Source organism: Pseudomonas sp. fls2-241-R2A-110 (assembly GCF_030209165.1).
Classification (GTDB): Bacteria; Pseudomonadota; Gammaproteobacteria; order Pseudomonadales; family Pseudomonadaceae; genus Aquipseudomonas.
Map to the genome: position 1 here is coordinate 107,114 of NZ_JARVSN010000005.1, position 24,890 is coordinate 132,003.

At 58.5% G+C, this 24,890-nt stretch carries 22 protein-coding genes, 1 tRNA gene and 1 riboswitch; of the genes, 19 read left to right on the top strand and 4 right to left on the bottom strand.

The window, feature by feature from the left end:
- Positions 1 to 47 precede the first annotated feature (47 nt).
- Positions 48 to 740 (bottom strand): uracil-DNA glycosylase, encoded by a 693-nt coding sequence (gene ung, locus QRN31_RS02945; protein WP_285430100.1) that lies wholly within the window; start codon positions 738 to 740, stop codon positions 48 to 50.
- A gap of 132 nt (positions 741 to 872) precedes the next feature.
- Between ung and dspII the strand changes: the two genes are divergently transcribed.
- Entirely contained in the window at positions 873 to 1,982 is a 1,110-nt protein-coding gene (gene dspII, locus QRN31_RS02950; RefSeq protein WP_285430101.1) for an enoyl-CoA hydratase/isomerase DspII, read from the top strand.
- Between the two features lie 62 nt (positions 1,983 to 2,044).
- On the opposite strand, the gene QRN31_RS02955 is transcribed toward dspII, so the two are convergent.
- Positions 2,045 to 2,491 carry a hypothetical protein gene (locus tag QRN31_RS02955; RefSeq protein WP_285430102.1) on the bottom strand — a complete coding sequence of 149 codons (447 nt, stop codon included), beginning with the start codon at positions 2,489 to 2,491 and terminating at the stop codon, positions 2,045 to 2,047.
- Positions 2,492 to 2,658: 167 nt separating this feature from the next.
- A complete protein-coding gene (locus QRN31_RS02960) occupies positions 2,659 to 2,949 on the bottom strand; it encodes a hypothetical protein (protein WP_285430103.1) in 291 nt (96 codons plus the stop codon).
- A gap of 276 nt (positions 2,950 to 3,225) precedes the next feature.
- A riboswitch (guanidine-I (ykkC/yxkD leader) is annotated at positions 3,226 to 3,326 on the top strand.
- A gap of 62 nt (positions 3,327 to 3,388) precedes the next feature.
- Here QRN31_RS02960 and QRN31_RS02965 point away from each other — a divergent pair.
- From QRN31_RS02965 to QRN31_RS03050, 18 genes are all read left to right on the top strand, one after another.
- Positions 3,389 to 4,456, top strand: coding sequence for a putative urea ABC transporter substrate-binding protein (locus QRN31_RS02965; protein ID WP_285430104.1), 1,068 nt, complete (start codon positions 3,389 to 3,391; stop codon positions 4,454 to 4,456).
- Between the two features lie 15 nt (positions 4,457 to 4,471).
- The gene (locus QRN31_RS02970; protein ID WP_285430105.1) at positions 4,472 to 5,287 is read left to right on the top strand and encodes an ABC transporter permease; all 816 of its coding nucleotides are present in this window, start codon (positions 4,472 to 4,474) and stop codon (positions 5,285 to 5,287) included.
- Positions 5,284 to 6,072, top strand: a complete 789-nt coding sequence (locus QRN31_RS02975; RefSeq protein WP_285430106.1) for an ABC transporter ATP-binding protein — start codon at positions 5,284 to 5,286, stop codon at positions 6,070 to 6,072. The genes QRN31_RS02970 and QRN31_RS02975 overlap by 4 nt, the downstream gene beginning before the upstream one ends.
- Before the next feature lie 13 nt (positions 6,073 to 6,085).
- Positions 6,086 to 6,811 carry an urea amidolyase associated protein UAAP1 gene (locus QRN31_RS02980; RefSeq protein ID WP_285430107.1) on the top strand — a complete coding sequence of 242 codons (726 nt, stop codon included), beginning with the start codon at positions 6,086 to 6,088 and terminating at the stop codon, positions 6,809 to 6,811.
- A gap of 11 nt (positions 6,812 to 6,822) precedes the next feature.
- Complete coding sequence (locus QRN31_RS02985) at positions 6,823 to 7,464, top strand: urea amidolyase associated protein UAAP2 (protein ID WP_285430108.1); 642 nt, start codon at positions 6,823 to 6,825, stop codon at positions 7,462 to 7,464.
- A 282-nt stretch (positions 7,465 to 7,746) separates the two neighbouring features.
- A complete protein-coding gene (gene uca / locus QRN31_RS02990; RefSeq protein ID WP_285430109.1) occupies positions 7,747 to 11,376 on the top strand; it encodes an urea carboxylase in 3,630 nt (1,209 codons plus the stop codon).
- 24 nt (positions 11,377 to 11,400) lie between these two features.
- Positions 11,401 to 13,173 carry an allophanate hydrolase gene (gene atzF / locus QRN31_RS02995; protein WP_285430110.1) on the top strand — a complete coding sequence of 591 codons (1,773 nt, stop codon included), beginning with the start codon at positions 11,401 to 11,403 and terminating at the stop codon, positions 13,171 to 13,173.
- Positions 13,174 to 13,404: 231 nt separating this feature from the next.
- A complete protein-coding gene (locus tag QRN31_RS03000; protein ID WP_285430111.1) occupies positions 13,405 to 14,904 on the top strand; it encodes a sensor domain-containing diguanylate cyclase in 1,500 nt (499 codons plus the stop codon).
- The gene (locus tag QRN31_RS03005) at positions 14,901 to 15,095 is read left to right on the top strand and encodes a cysteine-rich CWC family protein (protein WP_285430112.1); all 195 of its coding nucleotides are present in this window, start codon (positions 14,901 to 14,903) and stop codon (positions 15,093 to 15,095) included. The genes QRN31_RS03000 and QRN31_RS03005 overlap by 4 nt, the downstream gene beginning before the upstream one ends.
- A 56-nt stretch (positions 15,096 to 15,151) precedes the next feature.
- A complete protein-coding gene (locus QRN31_RS03010) occupies positions 15,152 to 15,844 on the top strand; it encodes a pseudouridine synthase (protein ID WP_285430113.1) in 693 nt (230 codons plus the stop codon).
- 311 nt (positions 15,845 to 16,155) lie between these two features.
- Positions 16,156 to 17,040: an alpha/beta fold hydrolase gene (locus QRN31_RS03015; RefSeq protein WP_285430114.1), complete on the top strand. Its 885-nt coding sequence runs from the start codon at positions 16,156 to 16,158 to the stop codon at positions 17,038 to 17,040.
- 161 nt (positions 17,041 to 17,201) lie between these two features.
- A tRNA-Gly gene (locus QRN31_RS03020) sits at positions 17,202 to 17,275 on the top strand.
- Between the two features lie 365 nt (positions 17,276 to 17,640).
- Positions 17,641 to 19,185: a Fic family protein gene (locus QRN31_RS03025; protein ID WP_285430115.1), complete on the top strand. Its 1,545-nt coding sequence runs from the start codon at positions 17,641 to 17,643 to the stop codon at positions 19,183 to 19,185.
- A 555-nt stretch (positions 19,186 to 19,740) separates the two neighbouring features.
- Positions 19,741 to 21,594 (top strand): PAAR domain-containing protein, encoded by a 1,854-nt coding sequence (locus QRN31_RS03030; RefSeq protein WP_285430116.1) that lies wholly within the window; start codon positions 19,741 to 19,743, stop codon positions 21,592 to 21,594.
- 11 nt (positions 21,595 to 21,605) lie between these two features.
- The gene (locus QRN31_RS03035; protein ID WP_285430117.1) at positions 21,606 to 22,262 is read left to right on the top strand and encodes a DUF2931 family protein; all 657 of its coding nucleotides are present in this window, start codon (positions 21,606 to 21,608) and stop codon (positions 22,260 to 22,262) included.
- A gap of 374 nt (positions 22,263 to 22,636) precedes the next feature.
- Positions 22,637 to 23,002 carry a DUF7079 family protein gene (locus QRN31_RS03040; RefSeq protein ID WP_285430118.1) on the top strand — a complete coding sequence of 122 codons (366 nt, stop codon included), beginning with the start codon at positions 22,637 to 22,639 and terminating at the stop codon, positions 23,000 to 23,002.
- 452 nt (positions 23,003 to 23,454) lie between these two features.
- Complete coding sequence (locus QRN31_RS03045) at positions 23,455 to 23,718, top strand: short-chain dehydrogenase (protein WP_222590127.1); 264 nt, start codon at positions 23,455 to 23,457, stop codon at positions 23,716 to 23,718.
- A gap of 248 nt (positions 23,719 to 23,966) precedes the next feature.
- On the top strand, positions 23,967 to 24,521 hold the full coding sequence (locus QRN31_RS03050) for a magnesium transporter (RefSeq protein WP_285430119.1): 555 nt from the start codon (positions 23,967 to 23,969) through the stop codon (positions 24,519 to 24,521).
- Between the two features lie 51 nt (positions 24,522 to 24,572).
- Here QRN31_RS03050 and QRN31_RS03055 read toward each other — a convergent pair whose 3' ends face one another.
- Positions 24,573 to 24,890: a cytochrome C oxidase subunit IV family protein gene (locus QRN31_RS03055; protein ID WP_259151527.1), complete on the bottom strand. Its 318-nt coding sequence runs from the start codon at positions 24,888 to 24,890 to the stop codon at positions 24,573 to 24,575.

Genomic DNA, 24,890 nt, shown 5'->3' on the forward strand with positions numbered 1-24,890 from the left:
CAGGGTTCGCATGCTCCTTGTGGGAGCGAGCTTGCTCGCGATGCTTTTCAGACTGGAGGCAACCGCCACTCGATCGGCGTTTCGCCATTCTGCTCAAGAAACTTGTTGGTCCGGCTGAAATGCCCGCAACCGAGGAAGCCGCGATAGGCAGACAGCGGTGACGGATGCACCGACGTCAGCACCAGATGCTTGGTGGCATCGATGAGTTTCTGCTTGCTCTGGGCATGCGCGCCCCACAGCAAAAAAACCAGATGCGGCTGATGCTCGCTGACCACTTCGATAATCCGGTCGGTGAAGTGCTGCCAGCCCTTTCCGGCATGGGCATTGGCGTTGGCACGCTCCACGGTCATGGTGGTGTTGATCATCAGCACGCCCTGGTCAGCCCAGCTTTGCAGGCAACCATGGTTGGGAATGTCGATGTTCAGGTCGCGTTTCAACTCTTTATAGATGTTCACCAGCGAGGGCGGCGCCGGAACGCCCGGTTGCACCGAGAAGCACAATCCATGGGCCTGGCCCGGGCCGTGGTATGGGTCCTGGCCAAGAATGACGACTTTGACCTTGTCCAGCGGCGTCGAGTTGAGCGCATTGAAAATCATCGGCCCGGGTGGGTAGATTTCTTTGCCCGCCTCGCGCTCCTGCTGCAGGAAATTACGCAACTCTGCCATGTAAGGCTGGTCGAATTCGGCACGCAGCGCTTCCTTCCAGCTCGGTTCGAGTTTGATACGGTCGTCAGCAGTCATGGTTACATCCGGCAAAAACAATGGGGCGAACCCTAGGAAAGCTGACCATGCTTGTCAATTGATCTGACGCAGATCCGCCACTTTCCTGTACAGCGATCATACTGAACGCTTAATTTCCCTATCGAGGTCACGATGAATCTGCACTTCGAAGAACTCACCGGCACCGACGGCGCCCGCATCGGCATCGCCAGCCTGGATGCCGAAAAGTCCCTCAACGCGCTTTCCTTGCCGATGATCAACGCCCTGCGCGATCAAATGGACGCCTGGGCCAAAGATCCGCAAGTTGTCTGCGTCCTGCTACGCGGCAACGGCGCCAAGGCTTTCTGCGCGGGCGGCGAAGTACGCAGCCTGGTGGATGCCTGTCGCGCGCATCCGGGGGAAGTCCCGCCGTTGGCTGCGCAATTTTTTGCGGCGGAATATCGCCTGGACTTCAATCTGCACACCTATCCCAAGCCGCTGATCTGCTGGGGGCATGGCTATGTGCTGGGCGGCGGTATGGGGTTGCTGCAAGGCGCGAGCATCCGCATTGTCACGCCGAGCAGTCGCCTGGCGATGCCTGAGATCAGTATCGGCCTTTATCCGGATGTCGGCGCCAGTTGGTTTCTGTCACGACTGCCCGGCAAGCTCGGTTTGTTTCTGGGTTTGACCGGCGCTCATATGAATGGTCGTGATGCGATCGATCTGGACCTGGCCGACCGTTTCCTGCTCGATGAACAGCAACCAGAATTGATCGAAGGCTTGCTGCAACTGAACTGGCAGGAACAGATACCGATGCAGCTCAACAGTCTGCTCAAGGCCTTGCAACAGGAAGCCGTCGCACAAATGCCAGAAGCGCAATGGTTGCCGCGACGCCAGCAAATCGACGAACTGCTGGACGTTGCCGATGTGCGCTGCGCCTGGAAAGCCATCAGCCATCTGCGTGACAGCACGGACCTGCTGTTCAGCCGCGCCGCGAAAACCATGAGTGAAGGCGCGCCCCTGACCGCTCATCTGGTGTGGGAACAGATCGCCCGTGCCCGCCATATGTCGCTGGCGCAGGTTTTCCAGATGGAATACACGATCAGCCTCAACTGCTGCCGACATCCGGAGTTCAGCGAAGGGGTTCGAGCGCGATTGATCGACAAAGACCAGAAACCGCATTGGCACTGGCAGGACATCAATGTGCCTGAGGCGGTCGTGGAGGCGCACTTTCACAAGGTTTGGGAAGGTCGGCATCCGTTGGCGGACCTTTCCGAGTACTGAAGTTCGGGCACAAAAAAAAGCGGCGCATGATGCGCCGCTTTTCTAGAGGTTTTCGTCAAGAGTTACCAGCGACCACCTCGGTCACCTCGGTCACCTCGGTCACCATGATCGCCGCGACCCTCATGGTCGCCTCGTCCACCGTGATTGCGTCCACCCTCGCCACGGTAGTCGTTGTTCCAGCCGCCACGGTTACCGCCGTCCCAACCGTGATTCTGATGGGCCCGGTAGTCGCCTCGTTGCGACTGGTAATAGCGGGGGGCCGGTTGATAAACCCGAGGCTGGTAGTAATACCGTGGGGTTGGCTGGTAATACCGGGCCGGTGGCGCGTAGTAACGACGGGGCTGGGTGTAGTAGCCGTCGCCACCGGAATAATAGGCCGGCGCCGGTGAGGTGTAGACCTCGGAACTATAGTAGCTGGCTCCTCCATCGGAATAGGGTACGCACGCACCAAGAGACAATCCCAATACAGCCATCAGAAGAATTCGTTTGACCCGTTTTCGACAGAGCATGGCGGCCTCCTGGACCGCGAGTGAGCCGTACCAGCGACGCTGGTAGGCGACAGTCAATTATTCGGTGACTGTCGAAAGATCAGACATCGAATTCGAAATCTGGTGCGTTTCTGAAACACATTGAAACAAGTAGCCGATGAAAGGTTTTTCACCTATTCACAGGCTGATTAATGGTGACCACCGTGGTATCCACCGCCGTAATGACGTGGCCCGTACCCGCGCCAGTAGTAATAGCGATAGCCGCCGTAAAAGCGCGGGCCGTAGTAATAACGGGGGCCGTAATAGTAGTAATAGGGCGAATAGCCAGGGTAGTAATAGGGCCAGTAGCCGGGGTAGTAATAGGGCCAGTAGCCGGGGTAGTAATAAGGCGCGGAATACACATCGTAGCCGCCAGCGTCGTAATAGCAGCCGGCCAACCCCAGACCGAGAACCATACCCAACAACAGTCGACGAAACATCGCGGCCTCCTGAAAGACCCTCAACCGGAACTCGCCGGCTGATACCACTTTTGACTGGCGATGCCGGGCCGAGTGCCGAGCGGCGCAGACCTTCGGATCAGTGGCCTGCCCGGTCCATTGCGGTGCGTCCACGCACCATCACAAAGCACCCTCCCCGCCCTCTTGACCGCGCCAATCGCTTAGCCCCGCACGCTAGAGCGCTTTAGCCGACTTGGCACGGCTCTCGCTTTAGTAAACCCGTGCAGGAGTCATCACAGGTTCGCGGCACCACAATTTGCAATGGCTGACTAGGGTTCCGGCTCGCTTATGCGAGTGGCTGGTCCGAGAGTTGGCGACCTCCAGTTGAGGTTACACGGCGGGACAAAAGCCCGGGAGACAAGCCACCGTTCGCGGTGCCGCGTTGACTCCTGCCCGCCTTTGATCAACTGGAGAATCACCCATGCTCAAGCTTCGTTTACCCGCCCTGCTCGCCGCTGCTTTCGCAGCCATCGTGAGCGTCTCGTCCCAAGCCGCACAGAAAGACCACTTCAGCGTCTGCTGGACTATCTACGCCGGTTGGATGCCCTGGGAATACGCGGGCAGCCAAGGCATCGTCGATAAATGGGCGAAAAAGTACGGCATCAAAATCGATGTGGTGCAGCTCAACGATTACGTCGAATCCATCAACCAGTACACCGCCGGCCAGTTCGACGGCTGCACCATGACCAACATGGATGCACTGACCATTCCTGCCGCCGGCGGCGTCGACAGCACCGCGCTGATCGTCAGCGACTTCTCAAACGGCAACGACGGCATCGTGCTCAAGGGCGATGGCAAGAAAGTCACAGACCTCAAGGGCATGAACGTCAATCTGGTCGAACTGTCGGTTTCCCACTACTTGCTGGCTCGCGCGCTGGATTCGGTCGATCTCACCGAGAAAGACCTGAAAGTGGTCAACACCTCCGACGCCGACATCTCGGCCGCCTTCAACACCGATCAGGTGAAAGCCGTCACCACCTGGAACCCGATGCTCTCGGACATCAAGGCCAAGCCTGCGGTGACCGAAGTGTTCAACTCCAGCCAGATTCCCGGCGAGATCATGGACATGATGGTGGTCAACAGCGCCACCCTCAAAGACAACCCGGCCCTGGGCAAAGCGCTGACCGGCGCCTGGTTTGAAGTGGTCGAGTTGATGAACGAGAAAAACGCCGCCAGCAAAGCCGCCCTAGAACACATGGCCAAAGCGTCCGGCACCGACCTGGCCGGTTTCCAGGCGCAACTCGATACCACCAAGTTGTTCGCAACGCCCAAGGAAGCCCTGACGTTCTCCACCAGCAAGCAACTGCCGGAAACAATGCGCAAGGTCGCAGAGTTCTCCTTCCAGCACGGTTTGCTCGGTGAAGGCGCCAAGGACACCAGCGCGGTGGGCATGGCCTTCGCCAATGGCGTGACCAGCGGCGACAAGAGCAACCTCAAGCTGCGCTTCGACCCGACCTACGTGCAGATGGCGGCCGACGCCAAGCTGTAAACAGGAGGACTGGCCATGCGCCTGATCAATCGCCACCCGGATCGCCCGAGTCGCTTGCTGTTGGTGATCCTGCCGTTCGCCCTGGTGCTGTTCGCCTACTTTATGGGCTCGGCCGAGCGGCTGACGGACAACCCCAACGACAAACTGTTGCCAAGCGCCGTGCAAATGACCGACGCGGTCCAACGCCTGGCGTTCACCGCCGACACCCGCACCGGCGAATACGTACTGTGGCAGGACACCGCATCCAGCCTGCGGCGGCTGGCCATCGGCCTGGGTATCAGTGCGCTGGCCGGTCTGTGCCTGGGCATTGCCGCCGGCACCTTGCCGCTGTTTGGCGCACCGTTGTCGCCACTGCTGACGGTGCTGTCGATGGTGCCGCCGCTGGCGATCCTGCCGATTCTGTTCATCGTGTTCGGGCTGGGGGAATTGTCGAAAGTGATGCTGATCGTGATCGGTATCACCCCGTGCCTGGCGCGGGACCTGGAACAGCGCGCCCGGGAAATTCCGCTCGAGTTGCTGATCAAGGCGCAGACCCTCGGCGCCTCGACCTGGACGTTGATGCTGCGCGTGGTGCTGCCACAGCTGTTGCCTCGCCTGTTGATCTCGCTGCGGTTGATGCTGGGCTCGGCGTGGTTGTTCCTGATCGCCGCCGAAGCCATCGCCTCCACCGACGGCCTCGGCTACCGGATCTTCCTGGTGCGCCGCTACCTGGCAATGGACGTGATCTTGCCGTACGTGGTCTGGATCACCCTGCTCGCCTGGCTGATGGATTGGGGGCTCAAGCGCCTGACTCAACGTGCGTTCCCTTGGTACGAAGGAGCGCGGTCATGAGCTTCATCACAGTCAAAAACGTCTGGCAGCAATACGCCGATCAGGTGGTGCTTGAAGGGCTGAACCTGACCGTCAACGAGGGTGAATTCTGCACGTTGGTCGGCGCGTCGGGTTGCGGCAAGTCGACCTTCCTGCGGCTGTTGCTCGGCCAGGAACGCGCCAGTCGCGGTGAGATTCTACTGGACGGCCACGCCTTGGCCGGCGAGCCGGATTCGAGCCGTGGCGTGGTGTTCCAGCGCTACTCGGTGTTCCCGCATTTGACGGTGCTCGACAACGTCGCCCTCGGCCTAGAACTGCCGCGCTCGCCGCTGCTCGGGCGCTTGTTCGGCAGCGCCAAACGCGAAGCGCGGGAGCAGGCCTCGGTGCTGCTGCACAAAGTCGGCCTCGGCCATTCGCTGGATAAATACCCCGCGCAGCTCTCCGGCGGTATGCAGCAACGATTGGCCATCGCTCAGGCGCTGATCATGAAACCCCGGGTGTTGCTGCTCGACGAACCGTTTGGCGCCCTCGATCCGGGCATCCGCAAAGACATGCACGGCCTGCTGCTGGAGCTGTGGCGCGAGACGCAACTGACCGTGTTCATGGTCACCCACGACCTGTCCGAAGGTTTCAGCCTCGGCACGCGCTTGCTGGTGTTCGACAAGGTCCGCGTCGACCCGCACGCCCCCGGCGCCTATGGCGCGCGCATCACCTACGACATCCCTTTGAACAGCGACCGCCGCGTCAACCGCGCCGCCGTCGACGCCCTGCCGCAAGCCCTGGCAGGCACGCTTCGCATCGCTTAAGAGGCATTTTGAAATGACTGATTCGACTCAACTGTTCCCACCCTTTGCCGAAGAAATGCTCCCCGGCGGCGGCCATCGTTCCTTCGTGTTGAAGCGCGGCCAATTGCTGCGCCTGACCGACCTGCGCGGCGGCGCCAATGTCAGCCTGACATTGCTCAACGCCTGTGAGAAAACCGAACGCCTGAACCTGCCCGACAGCCTCAAATGCCAACACACCGCCAAACTCACTAGCGGCCATTGCCTGTACTCGGACATGGGCCGCGTACTGGCTGCCATCACCGCCGATACCTGCGGCTGGAGCGACAGCCTCGGCGGTGTGCTCTGCGCCGAAGAAGTCGCTGAAAAGTATGGCGCCGGCCGCTACCAGGAACTGCGCAATGGCTTCTTCCGCAACGGCACCGACAACCTGTTGGTGGAACTGGGCAAGTGGGGCCTGGGCCTGTCCGACCTGCTGATGACCCTCAACTTGTTCAGCCGCGTCAACGTCGATGAAGCCGGGCGTTTCCATTTCGTCGAAGGCAACTCCAAGGCCGGCGACTACATCGAGTTGTACGCGCCAATGGACACGCTGGTGGTGCTCACCGCGCTGCAACACCCGATGGACCCGTCGCCGGAGTACGCACCGAAACCATTGAAGCTGAGCTGGATGAACGCCGACGCCAGCGTCGCCGAACACTGCCGCACCTCGCGCCCGGAAAACGAGCGCGGCTTCATCAATACCGACCGTCTGTTCGCCTGAGGATCGCTGCCATGTCACTTGCCATCGCTACCACGCACAAGCATCCAGAAACGGCGGTCTACCGCGCCACCATCCCCGCCGGCGAACCCTGGCTCATGGAAGTCAAGGCTGGCCAGACGCTGCGCATCCTCGATCTGGAAGGCAACCAGGCCGTCGACACTTTGTTCTACAGCGTCGCCAACCCGAAGGAACGCTACGACGTGCAGCGGACCTTGCGCCGGCAGAACAGCGTCTATTTGAGCACCGGCAGCGTGCTGTATTCCAACCTCGGCAAACCGATGCTGACCATCGTCGCCGACACCTGCGGACGTCACGACACCCTCGGCGGTGCCTGCGCGCAGGAGAGCAACACCGTGCGTTACGCACTGGAAAAACGCTACATGCACAGCTGCCGCGACAACTACTTGCGTGCCTGTGTCCACGACGGACGACTGGGCAAGGGCGACATCGGACCGAACATCAATTTCTTCATGAACGTGCCGGTCACCGCTGACGGCGGGCTGACGTTTGAAGACGGCATTTCGGCGCAGGGCAAATACGTCGACCTGCGGGCCGAGATGGACGTGATCGTGCTGATCTCCAACTGCCCGCAGTTGAACAACCCGTGCAACGCCTACAACCCGACCCCTGCGGAGTTGTTGGTATGGAATTGAAACTCGTACGTTTGCGCCGCTGGTTATTTGCCCTGTGCCAGGCGCGTTCGGGCCAGTGCCTCAAGAAGTAAAACACCCTGAATCCAATGTGGGAGCGAGCTTGCTCGCGATAGCGTCAGCACATTCACTATCTATGTCGACTGACACACCGCTATCGCGAGCAAGCTCGCTCCCACAGGGGTTTGATGGTGTCTTCAAGAATGCTGATTTTTCCGTCGGGGACGACCCCGGCGCTCATCGAAAAACTGCGGGACGGCCCGCATCCCCTTCAGGGGTTATGCCATGTTCGAAAAAGTCCTGATTGCCAACCGTGGCGCCATCGCCTGCCGCATCCTGCGCACGCTGCGTGAATTGCAGGTCAAAGGCGTCGCCGTTTACTCCGAAGCCGATGCCGCCAGTTTGCACATCCTGCAAGCCGACGAAGCCCACAGCCTCGGTGAAGGCGCCGCCGCCGGCACCTACCTGGCGGTCGATAAAATTCTTGCCATCGCCACCTCTACCGGCGCCACCGCGATCCACCCCGGCTACGGCTTCCTCTCGGAAAACGCCGCGTTCGCCGAAGCCTGCGAAGCCGCTGGCGTCGCGTTTATTGGCCCGACCCCGGAGCAGCTGCGGGTGTTCGGCCTCAAGCACACCGCCCGCGCCCTGGCCAAACAACACGGCGTGCCGATGCTCGAAGGCACCGAGCTGCTCGACAGCCTCGACGCGGCCTTGATCGCCGGTGAACAGGTCGGCTACCCGGTGATGCTCAAGAGCACCGCCGGCGGTGGCGGCATCGGCATGCGCGTGTGCCGCAGCGCGGCCGAGCTGAGCGAATCCTTTGAGGCGGTGAAGCGCCTCGGCCAGAACAATTTCAGCGACGCCGGTGTGTTCATCGAGAAATACATCCAGCGCGCCCGGCACCTGGAAGTCCAGGTGTTCGGCGACGGTCGCGGCGAAGTAATTGCCCTCGGCGTGCGCGATTGTTCGGTGCAACGGCGCAACCAGAAAGTCCTCGAAGAAACCCCGGCGCCGAACCTGCCAGAGGGGATGGCCGATGAGTTGTGTGCGGCGGCGATCAAGCTGGCAAAAGCAGTCAACTACCGCAGCGCCGGCACCGTGGAATTTGTCTTCGACAGCGAAGACCAGCGCTTCTATTTCCTGGAAGTGAACACCCGCCTGCAAGTGGAACACGGCGTCACCGAGCAAGTGTGGAACGTCGACCTGGTGCGCTGGATGGTGCAACTGGCGGCGGAGGACTTACCGCCATTGAGCGAGTTGAGCCGGGGCTTGAAGGCCGACGGTCATGCGATTCAGGCACGGCTCTACGCCGAAGACCCGGGCCGCGATTTTCAGCCGAGCCCGGGATTGCTGACCGCTGTGAATTTCCCGGCCGCCGATGGCAAACAGCTGCGCATCGACACGTGGGTCGAGGCCGGTTGCGAGATTCCACCGTACTTCGATCCGATGATCGCCAAGGTCATCAGCTGGGCGCCGACCCGTGAAGAAGCCCGCGCCGATTTGCATCAGGCGTTGGGTGACAGCCAGCTCTATGGCGTGGAAACCAATCGCGATTACCTGCGGCAGATTCTGCGGGATGTGCCGTTCGCCAGCGGTCAGCCGTGGACCCGTTGCCTCGAAGGCCTGGTGTATCAGGCCAACACCTTTGAGGTGCTTAGCGCCGGCACCCAGACCAGCGTCCAGGACTATCCCGGCCGTCTCGGCTACTGGGCCGTGGGCGTGCCGCCGTCAGGGCCGATGGACAGTCGCGCGCTGCGTCTGGGCAACCTTTTGTTGGGCAACGACGAAGGCGCCGCCGCGCTCGAAATCACCATGAGCGGGCCGCTGCTGCGCTTCAATTGCGATGCGGTGGTGGCGGTGACCGGAGCGGTGATTCCACTGACGTTGAACGGTGAAGCTGTCGAGATGAACACGGCGCTGCTGATTCCGGCCGGTGCCACGTTAAGCCTCGGCACGATTGCCGGTGCCGGCGCACGCAGCTACTTGTGCCTGCGCGGCGGCCTGCAAGTGCCGGATTATCTGGGGAGCAAAAGCACGTTCACGCTGGGACAGTTTGGCGGGCACGGCGGTCGTGCGCTGCGCGCGGGTGACGTGTTGCACGTGCCTGCGTTGATCGACCGAGGTGTCGGTCAGCAACTGCAACACGTCACCGAATTACCTGCCGTGCGGCAGATCCGGGTGATCTACGGTCCGCATGGCGCGCCGGAATACTTCACCGAAAACTACATCGGCACGTTTTTCGCGACCCAGTGGGAAGTGCATTTCAATTCCAGCCGTACCGGTGTGCGCTTGATCGGGCCAAAACCTGAATGGGTGCGTGCCGACGGTGGCGAAGCCGGGCTGCATCCGTCGAACATCCATGACAATCCGTATGCCATTGGCGCCGTGGACTTCACCGGGGACATGCCCGTGATCCTGGGGCCGGATGGCCCGAGCCTCGGCGGGTTTGTGTGCCCGGTGACGGTGATCGAGGCGGACCTTTGGCAGCTGGGTCAACTCAAGGCTGGGGACAAAGTGCAATTTCTCCCGGTCGATCTAAAGACCGCCCGCAACCTCGCCTTGAAATGGAATACCCCTTGTGGGAGCTGGCCTGCCAGCGATGGGGACCGACCAGACACCGCATCAGCTTCATCGCTGGCAGGCCAGCTCCCACAGGGGATTGTGTCGCCTGTGGTGTTGGATTTGGGTCAGGGGGATACGCGGCTGGTTGCCAGGTTGTCGGGTGATACTCACCTGCTGTTGGAAATTGGCGCACCAGAACTGGACCTGGTCCTGCGCTTCCGCGCCCACGCCCTGATGCAAGCGCTGGAAAGCAAACACCTGCACGGCGTCATCGACCTCACGCCCGGCATTCGCTCGCTGCAAGTGCACTACCAACCCGAGCAACTGCCGCTGGCCGATCTGCTCGGCATCGTCGCCGGAGAATGGGACGCCGTGTGCGCCGCCAAAGACCTGCAAGTGCCGTCGCGCATCGTGCATTTGCCGCTGTCCTGGGATGATCCGGCCTGTCAGTTAGCCATCGAAAAATACATGACCACCGTGCGCAAGGACGCACCGTGGTGCCCGAGCAACCTGGAATTCATCCGCCGCATCAACGACCTGCCGAACCTCGACGAAGTGCAGCGCACGGTGTTCGACGCCAGCTATCTGGTGATGGGCCTGGGCGACGTTTACCTCGGCGCGCCGGTCGCCACCCCACTCGATCCACGCCATCGGCTGGTCACCACCAAGTACAACCCGGCTCGCACCTGGACCGCCGAAAACTCGGTGGGCATCGGCGGCGCCTACATGTGCGTCTACGGCATGGAAGGCCCCGGTGGTTATCAGTTCGTCGGTCGCACGTTGCAGATGTGGAACCGCTACCGCGAAGTCGCGGCGTTCGATGGCAAACCGTGGCTGCTACGCTTTTTTGACCAGATCCGTTTCTACCCGGTCAGTGCCGATGAGCTGCTGCGCATCCGTCGCGATTTCCCCCTTGGGCGCTTCGATCTGAACATCGAGCACAGCCAGTTGAACCTGGCGGACTACCAGGCCTTCCTGGCGAAAGAAGCCGAGACCATCGCCACCTTCCGCGATCAGCAACAAGGCGCGTTCAACGCCGAACGCGAACGCTGGATCGCCAGCGGCCAGGCGCATTTCGACAGTGAAGAACTGATCGCGCAAGTGACCGAAGACGCGCCGCTGGCCAGCGGTGAAATGAGCGTCGACAGCCACATCGCCGGCAATCTCTGGCAGGTGCAGGTAGAGAACGGCAGCCGCGTGGAAGCCGGCGATGTGCTGGTGATTCTGGAGTCGATGAAGATGGAAATTCCGCTGCTCGCGCCCCTCGCCGGCGTAGTGCGCGAGATTCGTGTGCAACCGGGTTCGGCGGTGCGTGCCGGACAGCGCGTCGTGGTGCTGGAACTCGACTGAAGCCATTTTAAAAAGGATCAAGCCATGAACATCAATCTGCAACTGGACGCCCTGCGCAGCGCTTACCGCGAAGGCAGCACCACGCCTCGGCAACTGCTGCTGAGCCTGCGAGACAAAGCCGCGGCGCTGAACCCGGACTATCACCTGTTCATCCACTTGCTCAGTGTTGAAGAACTGGAACCGTACCTCGCGGCCCTCGACGGCCGCGAACTCGACAGTCTGCCGCTGTACGGCGTGCCGTTCGCGATCAAGGACAACATCGACCTGGCGGGCATTCCCACCACCGCAGCGTGCCCTGAATTTACTTACGTGCCAGAACGCTCAGCGACCATCGTCGAGCAACTGCTGGCACTGGGCGCGATCCCTTTGGGCAAGACCAATCTTGACCAGTTCGCCACCGGGCTGAACGGCAGCCGCTCGCCGTATGGCGCGTGCCGCAACAGTGTGTTGCCGGAGTATCCGTCGGGCGGTTCGAGTGCCGGCTCGTCGCTGGCGGTCGCGCTGGGCGTGGCGAGTTTTTCGCTGGGCACGGACACGGCAGGGTCCGGGCGAGTCCCGGCGGCGCTGAACAATCTGGTCGGCCTTAAAGCGACCAAAGGGTTGATCTCAACGGCGGGCGTGGTGCCGGCCTGTCGCACCCTCGATTGCGTGACGACGTTTACCGCGACGGCGCGGGAAGCCAGCCAGTTGCTCGCGCTCACCGCGCACCTCGATCCGCGTGATGAATACAGCCGCCGCAATCCGCTGTGGAATGACGGCTCGGCGTTCGGCGCACCGCCCCCCTTCCGCTTCGGCGTGCCCCGTGCGCAGGACCTGGAATTTTTCGGCTGCCCTGAAGGGCCACTGCTGTTCGGTGATGCCATCGATCAGCTCAAGGCGTTGGGCGGTGACGCGGTGGAGCTCGATCTGTCGCCGTTCCTTGAGGCTGCGCGCCTGCTCTATGAAGGTCCATGGGTGGCCGAGCGTTACAGCGTGGCTGGCGAGTTGATGGAGCAAAATCCACAAGCTGTGTTGCCCGTGATCCGCGCCGTGCTGGCCAAGGCACCGGCGGTGACGGGCGTGCAGACCTTCCGCGCCCAGTATCGGCTGCAAGCCTTGAAAGCCCTGTGCGACAAGGCCCTGGAAGGACTCGATTGCGTCGTCACGCCGACCATCGGCCGCCCGGTTACGCTGGCGGAACTGGACGCCGAACCGGTTCTGCGCAATTCGGAACTGGGTTACTACACCAACTTCATGAACCTGCTCGATTACGCCGCCATTGCGGTGCCGAGCGGCTTCATGGGCAATGGCTTGCCGTGGGGCGTGACGCTGTTTGGCCGGGCGTTCACCGATCAGTATCTGTTGAGCGTGGCAGATGCGTTCCAGCGGGGTTCGGCCGAGCCTGCACCGACGACGGTCGCCCGCAATGACCGCGCACGTCTGGTGGTGTGCGGCGCGCATCTGGACGGGCTGGCGTTGAACTGGCAACTGAAGCGGCGCGGGGCTCGGTTGATCGAGACCACGTTCAGCTCACCGGACTATCAACTGTATGCATTGGCCGGTGGGCCGCCGTTTCGTCCGGGGATGGTTCGGGTGAAAGAGGGCGGCGTGGCCATTGCGGTGGAAGTTTGGGAGTTGCCGAGCAGTGAACTGGGCTCGTTCCTGACCGGGATTCCGGCGCCACTGGGATTGGGCAAGGTACAACTGGCGGATAGGCGCTGGGAGAGCGGGTTTATCTGTGAGGCGTATGGGTTGGAGGGGGCCGCCAATATCAGTCATCTCGGCGGATGGCGTGCGTATCTGCGATCCCTTTCATAGCGCGAAAGAACGACCAGACACCTGTGGGAGCGAGCTTGCTCGCGATAGCGGATTGTCAGGCAACATTTATTTTGCCTGTAAGACCGCCATCGCGAGCAAGCTCGCTCCCACAGGGTACGGGTGCCTCTTGCATGGCGTGCGTGGACAATCATTCGCGCTGAACATGGAGCAGTTATTTTCCGGCAGTGCCATTAGAATGCCAGCCACCGGGTCACTGCCAACGGAATCGTCATGCCGCTTCGCTCGCCGCTGTACTCACAACGCTCGTTGGTCCTCACGCTCATCGCGTTGCTGGGCGCAGGTTTCCTGGCCACGTCCTTCCTGAGCTACTACGCCTCGCGAGCGTCGATCCGCGACAGCATCGTCAACACCGAACTGCCGCTGACGTCCGACACGGTCTACTCGGAAATCCAGAAAGACCTCGTCAGACCGATCCTGATTTCCTCGATGATGTCCCGCGACACCTTCATGCGTGACTGGGTGGTAAACGGCGAGCAAGACCCCGATAAAATGACCCGTTATCTCAACGAGGTCATGACGCACTACGGCGCCTACACCGCCTTTTTCGTTTCCAACACCAGCCTCACTTACTACCACGCCAAAGGCGTACTCAAGCAGGTCAAATCCACTGAACCCCGCGACGCGTGGTATTTCCGCGTACGCGACATGGCCGATCCCTATGAGATCAATGTCGACCCGGACCTCGCCAACAAGGACAACCTGACCTTCTTCATCAACTACAAGGTCTACGACTACAACAACCGTTTCATTGGCGCGGCGGGCGTCGGCCTGACAGTCGATGCGGTCATCAAGCTGATCGACAAATACCAGCAGCGTTACCAGCGCAGTGTGTACTTCGTCGACAACTTCGGACGCCTGGTGCTCACCGGCGCCGGGGGCGGCCCACAAGGCGCGCATATCGGCCAGAAACTCGACGAACTGGACAGCATGAAGGGGCTGGTCAGTCAGCTACCCAAACCCCACAGCGGCAGCTATGAATACTCCGTCCACGGCCAGGGCCATTTCCTCAATGTGCGGTTCATTCCGGAGTTGAACTGGTACCTGTTTGTCGATAAACGCGAAGACGGCGCGCTCGACGAAATCCGTCAGTCTCTCTACCTCAACCTGCTGATCTGCCTGCTCGTCACGCTGATCGTGCTGGCCCTGCTCAACCGGGTGATCAAGCGCTACCAGGGCAAGATCCAGGCGCAAGCGACACTCGACAGCCTGACTGAATTGCCGAACCGGCGCGGCTTCGACCTTCTGGCCGCGCAAGCCATGCACGAAGCCCAACGCGAGCCCAAGCCGCTGACCGCGTTATTGCTGGATCTGGATCACTTCAAGACCTTGAACGACACCTACGGTCACCTGGCCGGCGATCAGGTGCTGATCGGCTTCGCCCGGGACCTGGAGAGTTGCCTGCGCCACTCCGACATTGTCTGCCGCTGGGGTGGCGAAGAGTTCATCGTGCTGCTCAAGGACACCGACGGTGAGACGGGTCTGATGATCGCCGAGAAAATTCGCCAGCACGTCGAACAGCAGCGTTATGCCTACGACGCAAAGGAACTGCAGCTGACAGTCAGCATCGGCCTCACCACCTTGCAAGTCGATGAAACCTTGCACACCCTGCTCTCTCGGGCCGATCATGCGATGTACCGGGCCAAGCAAGCCGGCCGCAACCGAACGTGCGTGGAAATGCCTCACTCCAGTTATGAATACAGTCCTACATGAATAATCCTGACCTGTGCCCGGCCTGCGGCGCCTCCAACGCCTGCACCCTGGCTGACCCGCGAACCGTCGATCAAACGTGCTGGTGCTTTGGCGTCAGCATCGACCCGGCAGTGCTTGAAGCGCTGCCAGTCGAACTGCGCAATAAATCCTGCCTGTGCCCACGCTGTGCCGAGGTCGAGGCGCAGTTGTAAGCAGCCGCTCGGCTGATCACGTAAGATACGCGCCCTTTTACCACTGATCCTTCGTCATGCGCGTTGACCGTTTTCTCAGCAATCTGCCGCGTTTCAACCGTCAACAGGTTCGCCTGTTGCTGGTGGAAAAGCGCGTGCGGATCGACGGAAAAGTCGTCAGCGACCCGCACGCTCAGGTGCTGGAGTTCAGCCGCGTCGAGGTCGATGGGGATGTGCTGCAAGTCGGCAAGCCCGCACGCTATTTCATGCTGCACAAACCACCCGGCTGCGTCAGCGCCACCCGCGACCCGCAACACCCGACGGTCCTCGACCTGATCCAGGAGCCGGACAAGGAAGACCTGCACATCGCCGGTCGCCTGGATTTCAACACCACCGGGCTGATGCTGATCACCAATGACGGCAGCTGGTCGCGACGCCTGACCCAGCCGCAGACCAAACTGCCCAAGGTTTATTACGTCGAGACCGAGCAAGCGATCGGCCCGGAATATGCGTTGAAATTCGCTGAGGGGCTGTACTTCGCCTTCGAGGATCTGACCACGCAACCGGCCGGGCTGGACGTGCTCGGCCCCACGTCCGCTCGACTGAGCATCGTCGAAGGTCGTTACCACCAGGTGAAGCGGATGTTCGGCCACTTCGACAACAAAGTGCTGCGCCTGCACCGTGAAAGCATGGGCCCGCTGGTGCTCGATAACGCGCTAAAACCGGGCGAGTACCGCGCCTTGCGCACCGAAGAGATCCAATTGATCTAAGCAGCCTACCGCTCAGCAGAAGTTGTCGAACAATTTACGAAAGGCACTTGCGTGATGCCGTCTCCCCTGCTTGAATCAGGTCGTCAGCCGAAATGTGACTGACGAGTCACAACATACTTCTAAGAAACTTTTTGCCGGTTAGAGAACCCTCAGGTTCCGCCTCAGACCGGCAGACTGCCCGCCAATAATAATACCCGTCGACCTGCAGTACGGATCGACATGGGCCTCCAAATTCCAGGCGTATGCCTACCTGTCACAAAGCTCGTGCAATCTCATTTGCGCGCATACCCGCTTGCCAGGAGTCTTATGACATGAGGCCAGAAATCGCTGTGCTGGATATACAGGGTCAGTATCGGGTTTACACGGAGTTCTATCGCGCAGACGCCGCAGAGAAGACCATTATCTTGGTCAACGGCTCGATGGCCACGACTGCGTCGTTTGCACAAACCGTGAAAAACCTTCACCCGCAGTTCAATGTGGTCTGCTACGACCAGCCCTACGCGGGCAAGTCAAAAGCCCACAACCTGCATGAAAAATTGCTGACCAAGGAAGTCGAAGGGCAGATCCTTCTGGAGCTGATCGACCACTTCGCCGCCGAACACGTGCTGTCGTTTTCCTGGGGCGGCGCCGCGACCCTGGTCGCCCTCGCCCACCAGCCACGACGCATCGAAAAAGCCGTGATCAGCTCGTTCTCTCCGGAGATCAACGCGCACATGCTCGACTACCTCGAGCGTGGCATCGACTACCTCGGCAGCCGGGACGGCGACCGGGTCGGCAACCTGGTGAACAGCACCATCGGCAAACACCTGCCGACGCTGTTCAAGCGTTTCAACTATCGCCACGTCAGCAGCCTGGCCGAACATGAATACGGGCAGATGCACTTCCACATCAGCGACCTGTTGCAAAGCGATCGCCAGTGCTTTCTCAAGGCTGCCGAGAAAATCAACGTGCCCGTGCTGTTCATGAACGGCGAATGGGACGAATACACCGCCGCCGATGGCGCCCGGTTATTCGCCAACCACGTGCAACACGCCACCTTCAGCACCTTGCAGGCCACCGGGCACTTTCTCGACATGGAACACAAAGCCGCTTGCCGAGACAGCCGCGAAGCATTGCTGGGCTTCCTGAAACCGGCGCAGCACGCCAGCCGACCGCGTTACCACTACGTCCAGGACCAACATGCATTGGCCATCTGAAACAGCGTCATCGCGAGCAAGCTTCGCCCCACAGTGTTGAACGCATTCCTGTAGGCACGAGGCTTGCCCGCGATAGACCGTTTCACCTGCACCCAACGCATCGCGCGCAAAGAAAAACTTCATTTCCACGCGCACATCTGGTACAAAGTCAGCCGCTCTGAGCGGGTGTCGTATAATGGCATTACTCCAGCTTCCCAAGCTGATAACGAGGGTTCGATTCCCTTCACCCGCTCCAATCGAATTTAGGTCTCGCGTTGTTTTTTGACGGGGGATGCAGGTAAAGAAAAAACCGGCCTTGATGGCCGGTTTTTTTATGTCTGGGGTTTGGTGGGATTGGGCTCCTAGGTAATGCCGTCATTCTATTGATAGATAAACCATCCCCATTTTGTCCGTCCCTCACCTATTTCCCGCTGTTCGATGGTTGAATCCTCCTTGGCAATGGCAACTATCCTAGAATCTGTTAGCGTTTTTCTTCTAAATCACCGTTTCAGTATCAAATTTCAACCAGCATTAGCATTTTGACGCCTACGAAAATTATCGTTTTCGCATAAGATCGACGTTCTGGTAGCGTTTTTCTCGTCCCAATAAAGGATTTCGTCAATGCAAGTCGGTTTCAAAACCCTCGCGACCCGCTACGACATTGCATTGGCACAACCTCTACGGGTCGAGTCGATGATTGGCACTGTTCGTGTCAGCCGTGAAAGTGGCGCGAACGTGGAGAACCGGTATCCACCAAGGTACCGGCCCGCAGACGATTTCTCAGGACATTTCGAATTCGGCCTCAAGCATGAAGAAATTCATCTTGAGTTCTTCGCTCGTCTGTTTGCGGCGACAGGCCCGCAGCCTGTCGAAGACTGGTGTCGACGGGAGCCTTTCGGCCAATACGCCCGTCGCACAGGGTTCCTCTACGAATGGCTGACAGGGGAACGTCTGGATGTGCCTGACGTGACCAATGGCGCCTATGTCGATGCACTTTCGCCCGAAAAATACCTGACTCGTTGCGAGTCACTGCGAACGCGACGCTGGCGAATCAATAACAACCTGCCGGGGACGGCTGAGTTCTGCCCTTTGGTTCGTCGTACTCCGTCAGTGCAGGAAGCTTTACAGTTCGATTTACGCGCAGCTTTGGATGAGTTGGATCAGGCCTTCGGTGCCGACATCCTGATGCGTACGGCGAGTTGGCTGACATTCAAGGAATCGCGCGCAAGTTTTCTCATCGAAAAGGAAGCCGATCAGACCGATCGCATACAGCGGTTCGCTCATGTTATTGCCCAACACTGCGGGCATATCGAAAACCCGTTGAGCAACGCCAGCCTGCACGCTCTGCAAGCCGACATTCTGGGGCGTGACGCCATCGGACTGGGTCTACGTCGCTCTCCCGTGTTTGTGGGCCAAGCCACAATGCGCGAGGACATCGTGCATTACATTGCCCCCCACTCCGCAGATCTTGCGCAACTATTGGCAGGGCTCAACGAGTTTGAGGTCGCAACGCGTGGCGCGGAGTCACTGGCACGAGCCGCTGTGTTGGCATTTGGCTTCGTGTACATCCATCCCATGCGCGATGGCAACGGCCGAATTCATCGCTTCCTGATCAACGACACTTTGATTCGGGATAAAGCAGTGCCCGACGGCGTGATCCTGCCAGTGTCAGCCACCATCACCAGTTCGATCGACTTCCGGGCTGGCTACGATCGAACGCTCGAAGTCTTCTCACGACCGTTCATGCGACGTTACGCGACGGCCTACCGCTTCGGCGAACTCGTGACCTACGAAGACGGCACTCTCAGTAACTTCACCTTCGATGAATACGAGGACGCGTGCTTTGCCTGGCGGTATCCCGACCTGACCGAGCACGTCCTGTACACCGCCCGCGTCGTCAAGCACACGATCCAAAAGGAAATGGCAGATGAGGCCAAAGTACTGGTGATCTTTCAACGAGCTCAGGAGCAACTGAAAGAGGTGCTGGAGATGCCAGACCAGGACGCGAACCGCATCATCCGCTCCCTCAAGGAGAATGGCTGGACGGTGTCCGGCAAGTTGAAGAAAGGGTATCCGCAGCTTGAGGATGAAGGCATGGCGGAACGTGTCGTGGAGGCGGTGCGTTCTGCGTTTGAGGATCGGGAGATGGGGGCCGGCGGGGAGTGATTTTCGGCGGATTAGATAAGGCCTTGGGGTGGGTCAGAGAAATGGCGTTTATGACTCTTTTTTTGCCGAGGACATGAGTCGAATCCTGATCGAGGTAGCTATTCGTTGATAAATATATCCGTCACCGTTTTTCCGTTGAAAATCCACCGAAACCCACGTTTCAAAGTTTTCGCCCAATGAAACAAAGCATTTGAGCGTTCCCCCTTCTCTGACCGCATCCTGCGCCGCTGCGCAACCACGCTGTATTTCCTTTCAAAACTTTGCACTCTGTGAAATTTCCGATCGACTGCAGAACACCACGCCCCGCCTGAACTGCAGCTTCGTTTGCACTACATTGGGACTCGCACAAAAAAAAGACACAAAGCCCATCGCCGGAAGGGGGATACGTGCTTTTTCCGATGTTTTTTTGTGCACTGGGGAATTTTTCAGAGTCAGGCGTTCCAACACTTGGACACGAGCTATTTACATAGTCGAGTTTGGGAAAGGTCTGATTGTTTTCTGTTTATGAACGTGGGCAAGGTACTGCCTGTATGAAATCTGATATGGAAGTCAAAAATGAGTGGGAAGCCTGCTGCACGCAAGTCCGATACCGTGAGTTGTCCCCGCTGTGGCGGAACAGCCATCGATTCCGGATCACCAAATGTATTTTTCGATGGTTTACTCGCTGCACGGGTAACTGACTGCACCACCTGCGGCAGTATCTTGACCATGGCCGCCATGTCCTCGGTACAGATCAATGGCCAGGCCGCGCTGGTCACCGGCTCGCAAGGAACACATGGCGACACCATTACGGGCGGGTCATCGAGCATCATCATCGGCAACAGCTTCACTCCTGCGCCTGTTTCGCCGGTTGCTCCGATGTCTGCGCATCTGGTTGAGCCTTCCAACTACCAATCTCCGGTCACTGCATCTGCTCCTAGCTCATCGCCGATCGTATCTGCTGATGACTCGGTTTTAGAGGAGGAAGAAGAGGAAGAAGAGCTCGATAAAGAGAAACCGGTGGGTATCACCTTACGCATTGGCGTGTTCTTCGATGGCACATTAAACAATGCGAATAACAGCATGATGGGGCAGTTGTGTGGCGCAACCCACGCCATCAAGTCTGAGGATCTGGACGCCAGTTGCAGACCGTATATGGCTGATCCGGAAAGCAGCTACGCGAACGACACGTCGAACATAAAAAAACTCAGCGAGTTGTATTTTTCCTCCCGCGAAGTTTTGGATGAGGGGAAATTACATCTGAAATTTGAAACGGTGTATGTGGATGGGATAGGCACATCGTCCGGTCAACCCGATAGTATGCTTGGAGCCTCGATGGGGCGCGGCGAAATGGGCGTCACTGGGAAAGTAGATGAGGCATTTAAAAAAATCGGGCGAGCTATCTATGACTTTTCTCAAACCTACCCCGATTCAAAGATCATTCATTTAACGTTCGATACATTTGGCTTCAGCCGAGGTGCAGCGGCTGCGCGACATTTCTCCAATGAAGTCGCGCTGGGGCAGAGTGGTCCGCTGGGCAACATCTCCAAAATATTTCGCGGGGCTTTCCACCAAGCCTATAGCGTCGAATATCAGCACGATGTCCAAATGGGTTTTATCGGTTTGTTTGATACCGTGCCATCAGTAGGCGGCTTGGCCAACCTCGGCTATATACGCAGCCAAACACAACCAGGCCTCAAGCTGTACCTACCTCGCCGCTTGTTTCCGAATGTCGTCCAATTGGCTGCCCGTGATGAAATCCGCGCAAACTTCGCCTTGAACCGAGTAAAACCCGATCATTTGGAAATCACATTACCTGGTGTGCACTCGGACCTTGGCGGCGGCTACTTTCCTCAATCCGAGGAGAACCTGCTAATCAGTCCCATGCAGGTGCTGGTTGTCACCGGTACGACAGACGTGAAGTACACCTCGATCTACCGCGACGCGCAACGGGTGAAGGCCCAGTGGGAAGCTAAAGGTTGGCCGTCGGAAATGCTGGAGATCGTGACACCTTACGTTCGGGGTTTACCTCCGTCTCAGCAAAATAGCTTTAACCCTGACAAGCTGGTCTATGCGGCATTACAGCTCAAACGACCTGTACGAGGTGAGTTGTCGCGGGTTTACCTACGGGTCATGTACGCGCTAGCCAAAGAACGGGGTGTGAGGTTTAAGCAGCTAGATGAACAGTACCCGTCCTACACCATCCCGGCGGAGCTACAGGCTCTAAGTGAGCGTTTTGTCGCCGGCGATTACAGTACAACGCCCGCCGAAGAGCAACTGCTCAGGTTGAAGTACATTCACACTTCGGCCAGCTGGAACCCACCGACAATCCTGCAAGGTTCGACACCTCGAACTAGCGCAGAGTTACTCTACTTTAATGCCCCCACAACAGATGGGATCCGCGTACAACATCCCCACGTACCTGACTAGGAGTCACGAATATGCGAACACTATGGATCTTGTTGGGGGTTCTACTGGTGAGCGGCTGCCAAGCCTCAGGCCAGTCCAGGGGACGCTCAGACCCCGATGCCGGGCCGTGGGCGTTGGGTTTTGTCACGCCTTATGCCATGGACGCCTGGGTTGAGGAGGCAGCCACAATTGACACCCGTGGGACTCTTTACCGCCAAATCGGCAGTGGCGTGGCATCTGGCGGGCGGAAAAACGGCCTGCCAGGAGCCAACGGTTGGCTGGTAACCGGTGGCGGAACCGAAAGGGATGTAAGGGACGCCAAGCTTCCGGTTCGCATCTATGTTCGCTGGCAGTCACTGGCCGAGCCGCAAACGTATCAGGGTTGGTTTGAAATTCCGGAAGATGCGAGGCAGGTCATGCGTAATGCGTTGACCAAGGAGTGCACAAGCGTTCCTGAAGCGGCTTTTTTAGACCCGCTCGCGTCTGTACAGATAGGAATTGCCCCGGGCGGCGTGGTGCAAGTGTGGGCATTGGACGAGTGCCGACGAGCAATCAAGGTTGCACACTACCAAGCCGAGATTGAAACCAAGGGGCCTGGTTTAGGACTCTCCCATGGAAGCTATTTCCCTTTGGAAGAGGACTCTAAACGCTATATCGAAAAGTACGGTATCCCCTACGGAAGCTGGTGAATCACCGGATGTTCAGCCCGCCCATTAGCAGGCTTTTTTCTATCCAATGTTTTTACATCAGACCGTAGGCTCAATGCAGATCAACTGAAGCGGCCCCAATATCAAAGTTGTTCAGCGCTCGGTCGTATGCTCGGAGAAAGGCGTAGCCACCCACCAGTGCCGCTGTGGCCAGCGCCGATCCTTGCCCACCCAAAATATTCCGTCCGCTTTCGCGCCATATTGGCTTTTTATTAGCGTTTTCATTGCTCTGTTAAGGAATTCGTCAATGCCAAGTCGGTTTCAAGGCCCTCGCCGGTCACTACGAGATCGCACTTGCACATTGCCGGTGGTGTCGCGGCTGACACCTTCGACGCAGAGCTAGAGGAGCTGGCCCATTGGGACATATTCTGACTCCTGCGGAACGGGCGATCATTCAGATCGCGCTTGCAGAGGCCTTTGTAGACAGCGATGTCGACTACGCCTCTATCGCAGAACGAATCCGGGGCTATGACCCAAAGGTTGTTGAAGAGATCTTGTATTCAGAGGTCGCGCCAGTGTGCTTCAGCAACCTTGAAACGCCCGTCCCTCCTGTTTGGACTGGTTTTCAGGATGAATGGTTACTGGATGAAATAGACAAAGAACTCAAAGCGCGAAACAACAGCTGGCTTCGACGTAGTTTCGATCGCTTAAAAGTTACATGGCTACGCTACAGCTACGGTTACATCTGGAAAGAGCTCATGAAATTTCATCACGCTCAGTAAATGAAGCCGTTCAAACAGGCGCAATTGAGCTTTTGAGATAGAAGTCGCCCCCCTTCTTGCATTCCCGTAGACCTGCCATTACCTGTCGAGAACCCACTCGCTAGTGGCACAAAAGTGGCCAATTTTCGAAAAGGCAAGGTCCTACACTACGGTGGGAATTGTCCGTAGACTTGCGCATTGCTGCACTGTTGTCACGAGGCCTATAGTCCGTTCCGCGCCCAAATGGCGTATTGGGTTTGGCGACTCGATGACAACGATTCAGAAGCACTCCGAGCTTTTTCGGAGCTTTTTCTGACTGCACTTTGCTGCGCTTTTTTTGGTAGCTGTGCGTGGGAGACCTTCGGGTCTGCCGGTTTTACCGTTGTCCGGTTCGCCAACCTGCGTACAGCTGCCACCCCATTGTTTGGCGACGATTGAGTGGTAGGTCTTCCACCTACTAACGGTAATTACTCATGAACGAATACATGGCTTTAACCAGCAACGCCGACGACCTTCCCTCGCTCTACGTCAACACCACCCAACCGCTGCATTCGCTGCTCAGCACCGCCAGCTACAGAATCCGGGCTGTCACGCAGCTTCTTGAAAACCTCGCGATGCGAGGCGACATCACGTCTGACTCGGTGATCCTCAGCGACTTTGCGTTGCTCTGCTGCGTGCCCTTGCGCGACGGTTGCGATGTGCTGGATGTCATTGCTCGACGCATGGATGCGGAATAGTTGAATGGGGCGCCTTTCGGGGCGTCCTTTGCGTTTATAGCGCCAGCAACGGGTCTGGATTGGGCTGCTGTGAACCCGGACCACCTCCCCCCCCGCCCCCATGTCTGCACACTATGCGGTGCTATACTTTTTTAGGCCTGAATCAAGCATGCAACGTTGCCCACGGGTACTGATACCGACTGCAAATCTCGGCAGACAGCTTCAAGACAGAGGGGGGTCTTGGGCAAGCACGGGATAGGAGGTGTGGCATGAACCGTCACTATTACATCAGCAACAACCTCGACGATCTTGAAGCCGTTGAAAACGAACTGGAAGCCAGCGGCATCAACTCCGAACAAATCCATGTGCTCAGCGAACACATCGCCGAAGTCGAACAACATCACCTTCACGAGATCAACTCGTTAATGGAGCAGGATGTCGTCCATTCCGGGGAAATTGGTGCGTTGGTTGGAATACCGCTCGCGGCACTGGTTCTTGGCGCTGCCTATTGGCTGGGCTGGACCGAATCCGCTGCCGGCTGGATGCCTTTTGTATTTCTTGCCCTTGTTGTACTCGGTTTTTGCATCTGGGAAGGCGGCTTCTTTGGCATACAAGTGCCGAACGCTCACTTCCGCAGTTTTAAACAGGTCGTGGCCGAGGGAAAACATATCTTCTTCGTGGATGTCGAGCCGAATCAAGAGCCGGTATTGGACGGGGTTATAGGACATCATCCACTGCTGGAGATCGCCGGTACGGGAACGGCAGCCCCTCACTGGACAGTCGCCTGGCTGCATCGGTGGCATCAGTTCAAGCGAACGATATAGCGGCATTCGTTATCAGTCAGTCCCTGGAGGCTAAAGGCGTCCGGGCGTTTTTTAATGTCCGAAGAAAATCACCCGGCTTAGAAATACATAATCCGCCTCGGTGGCCATCAGTCCGACAAGCACCAGCAAACACAACGGTGGCACCAGGATCGCGTAGACCATGGCCAATCGTTCCCAGGCCATGTGCATGAAGATGGAAACAATCAAACCGGCCTTTAACAACATGAACGTGATGATCAGGAACCAGCGAAGGTAGCCGTGGAAGTGAAAGTAATCGACAAGATACGACAGGGTGCTGAGGACAAATAACAGCCCCCAGATTTTAAGGTACAAGCTGATTGGATGTTGTTGACCTTGAGCATGCGCCAT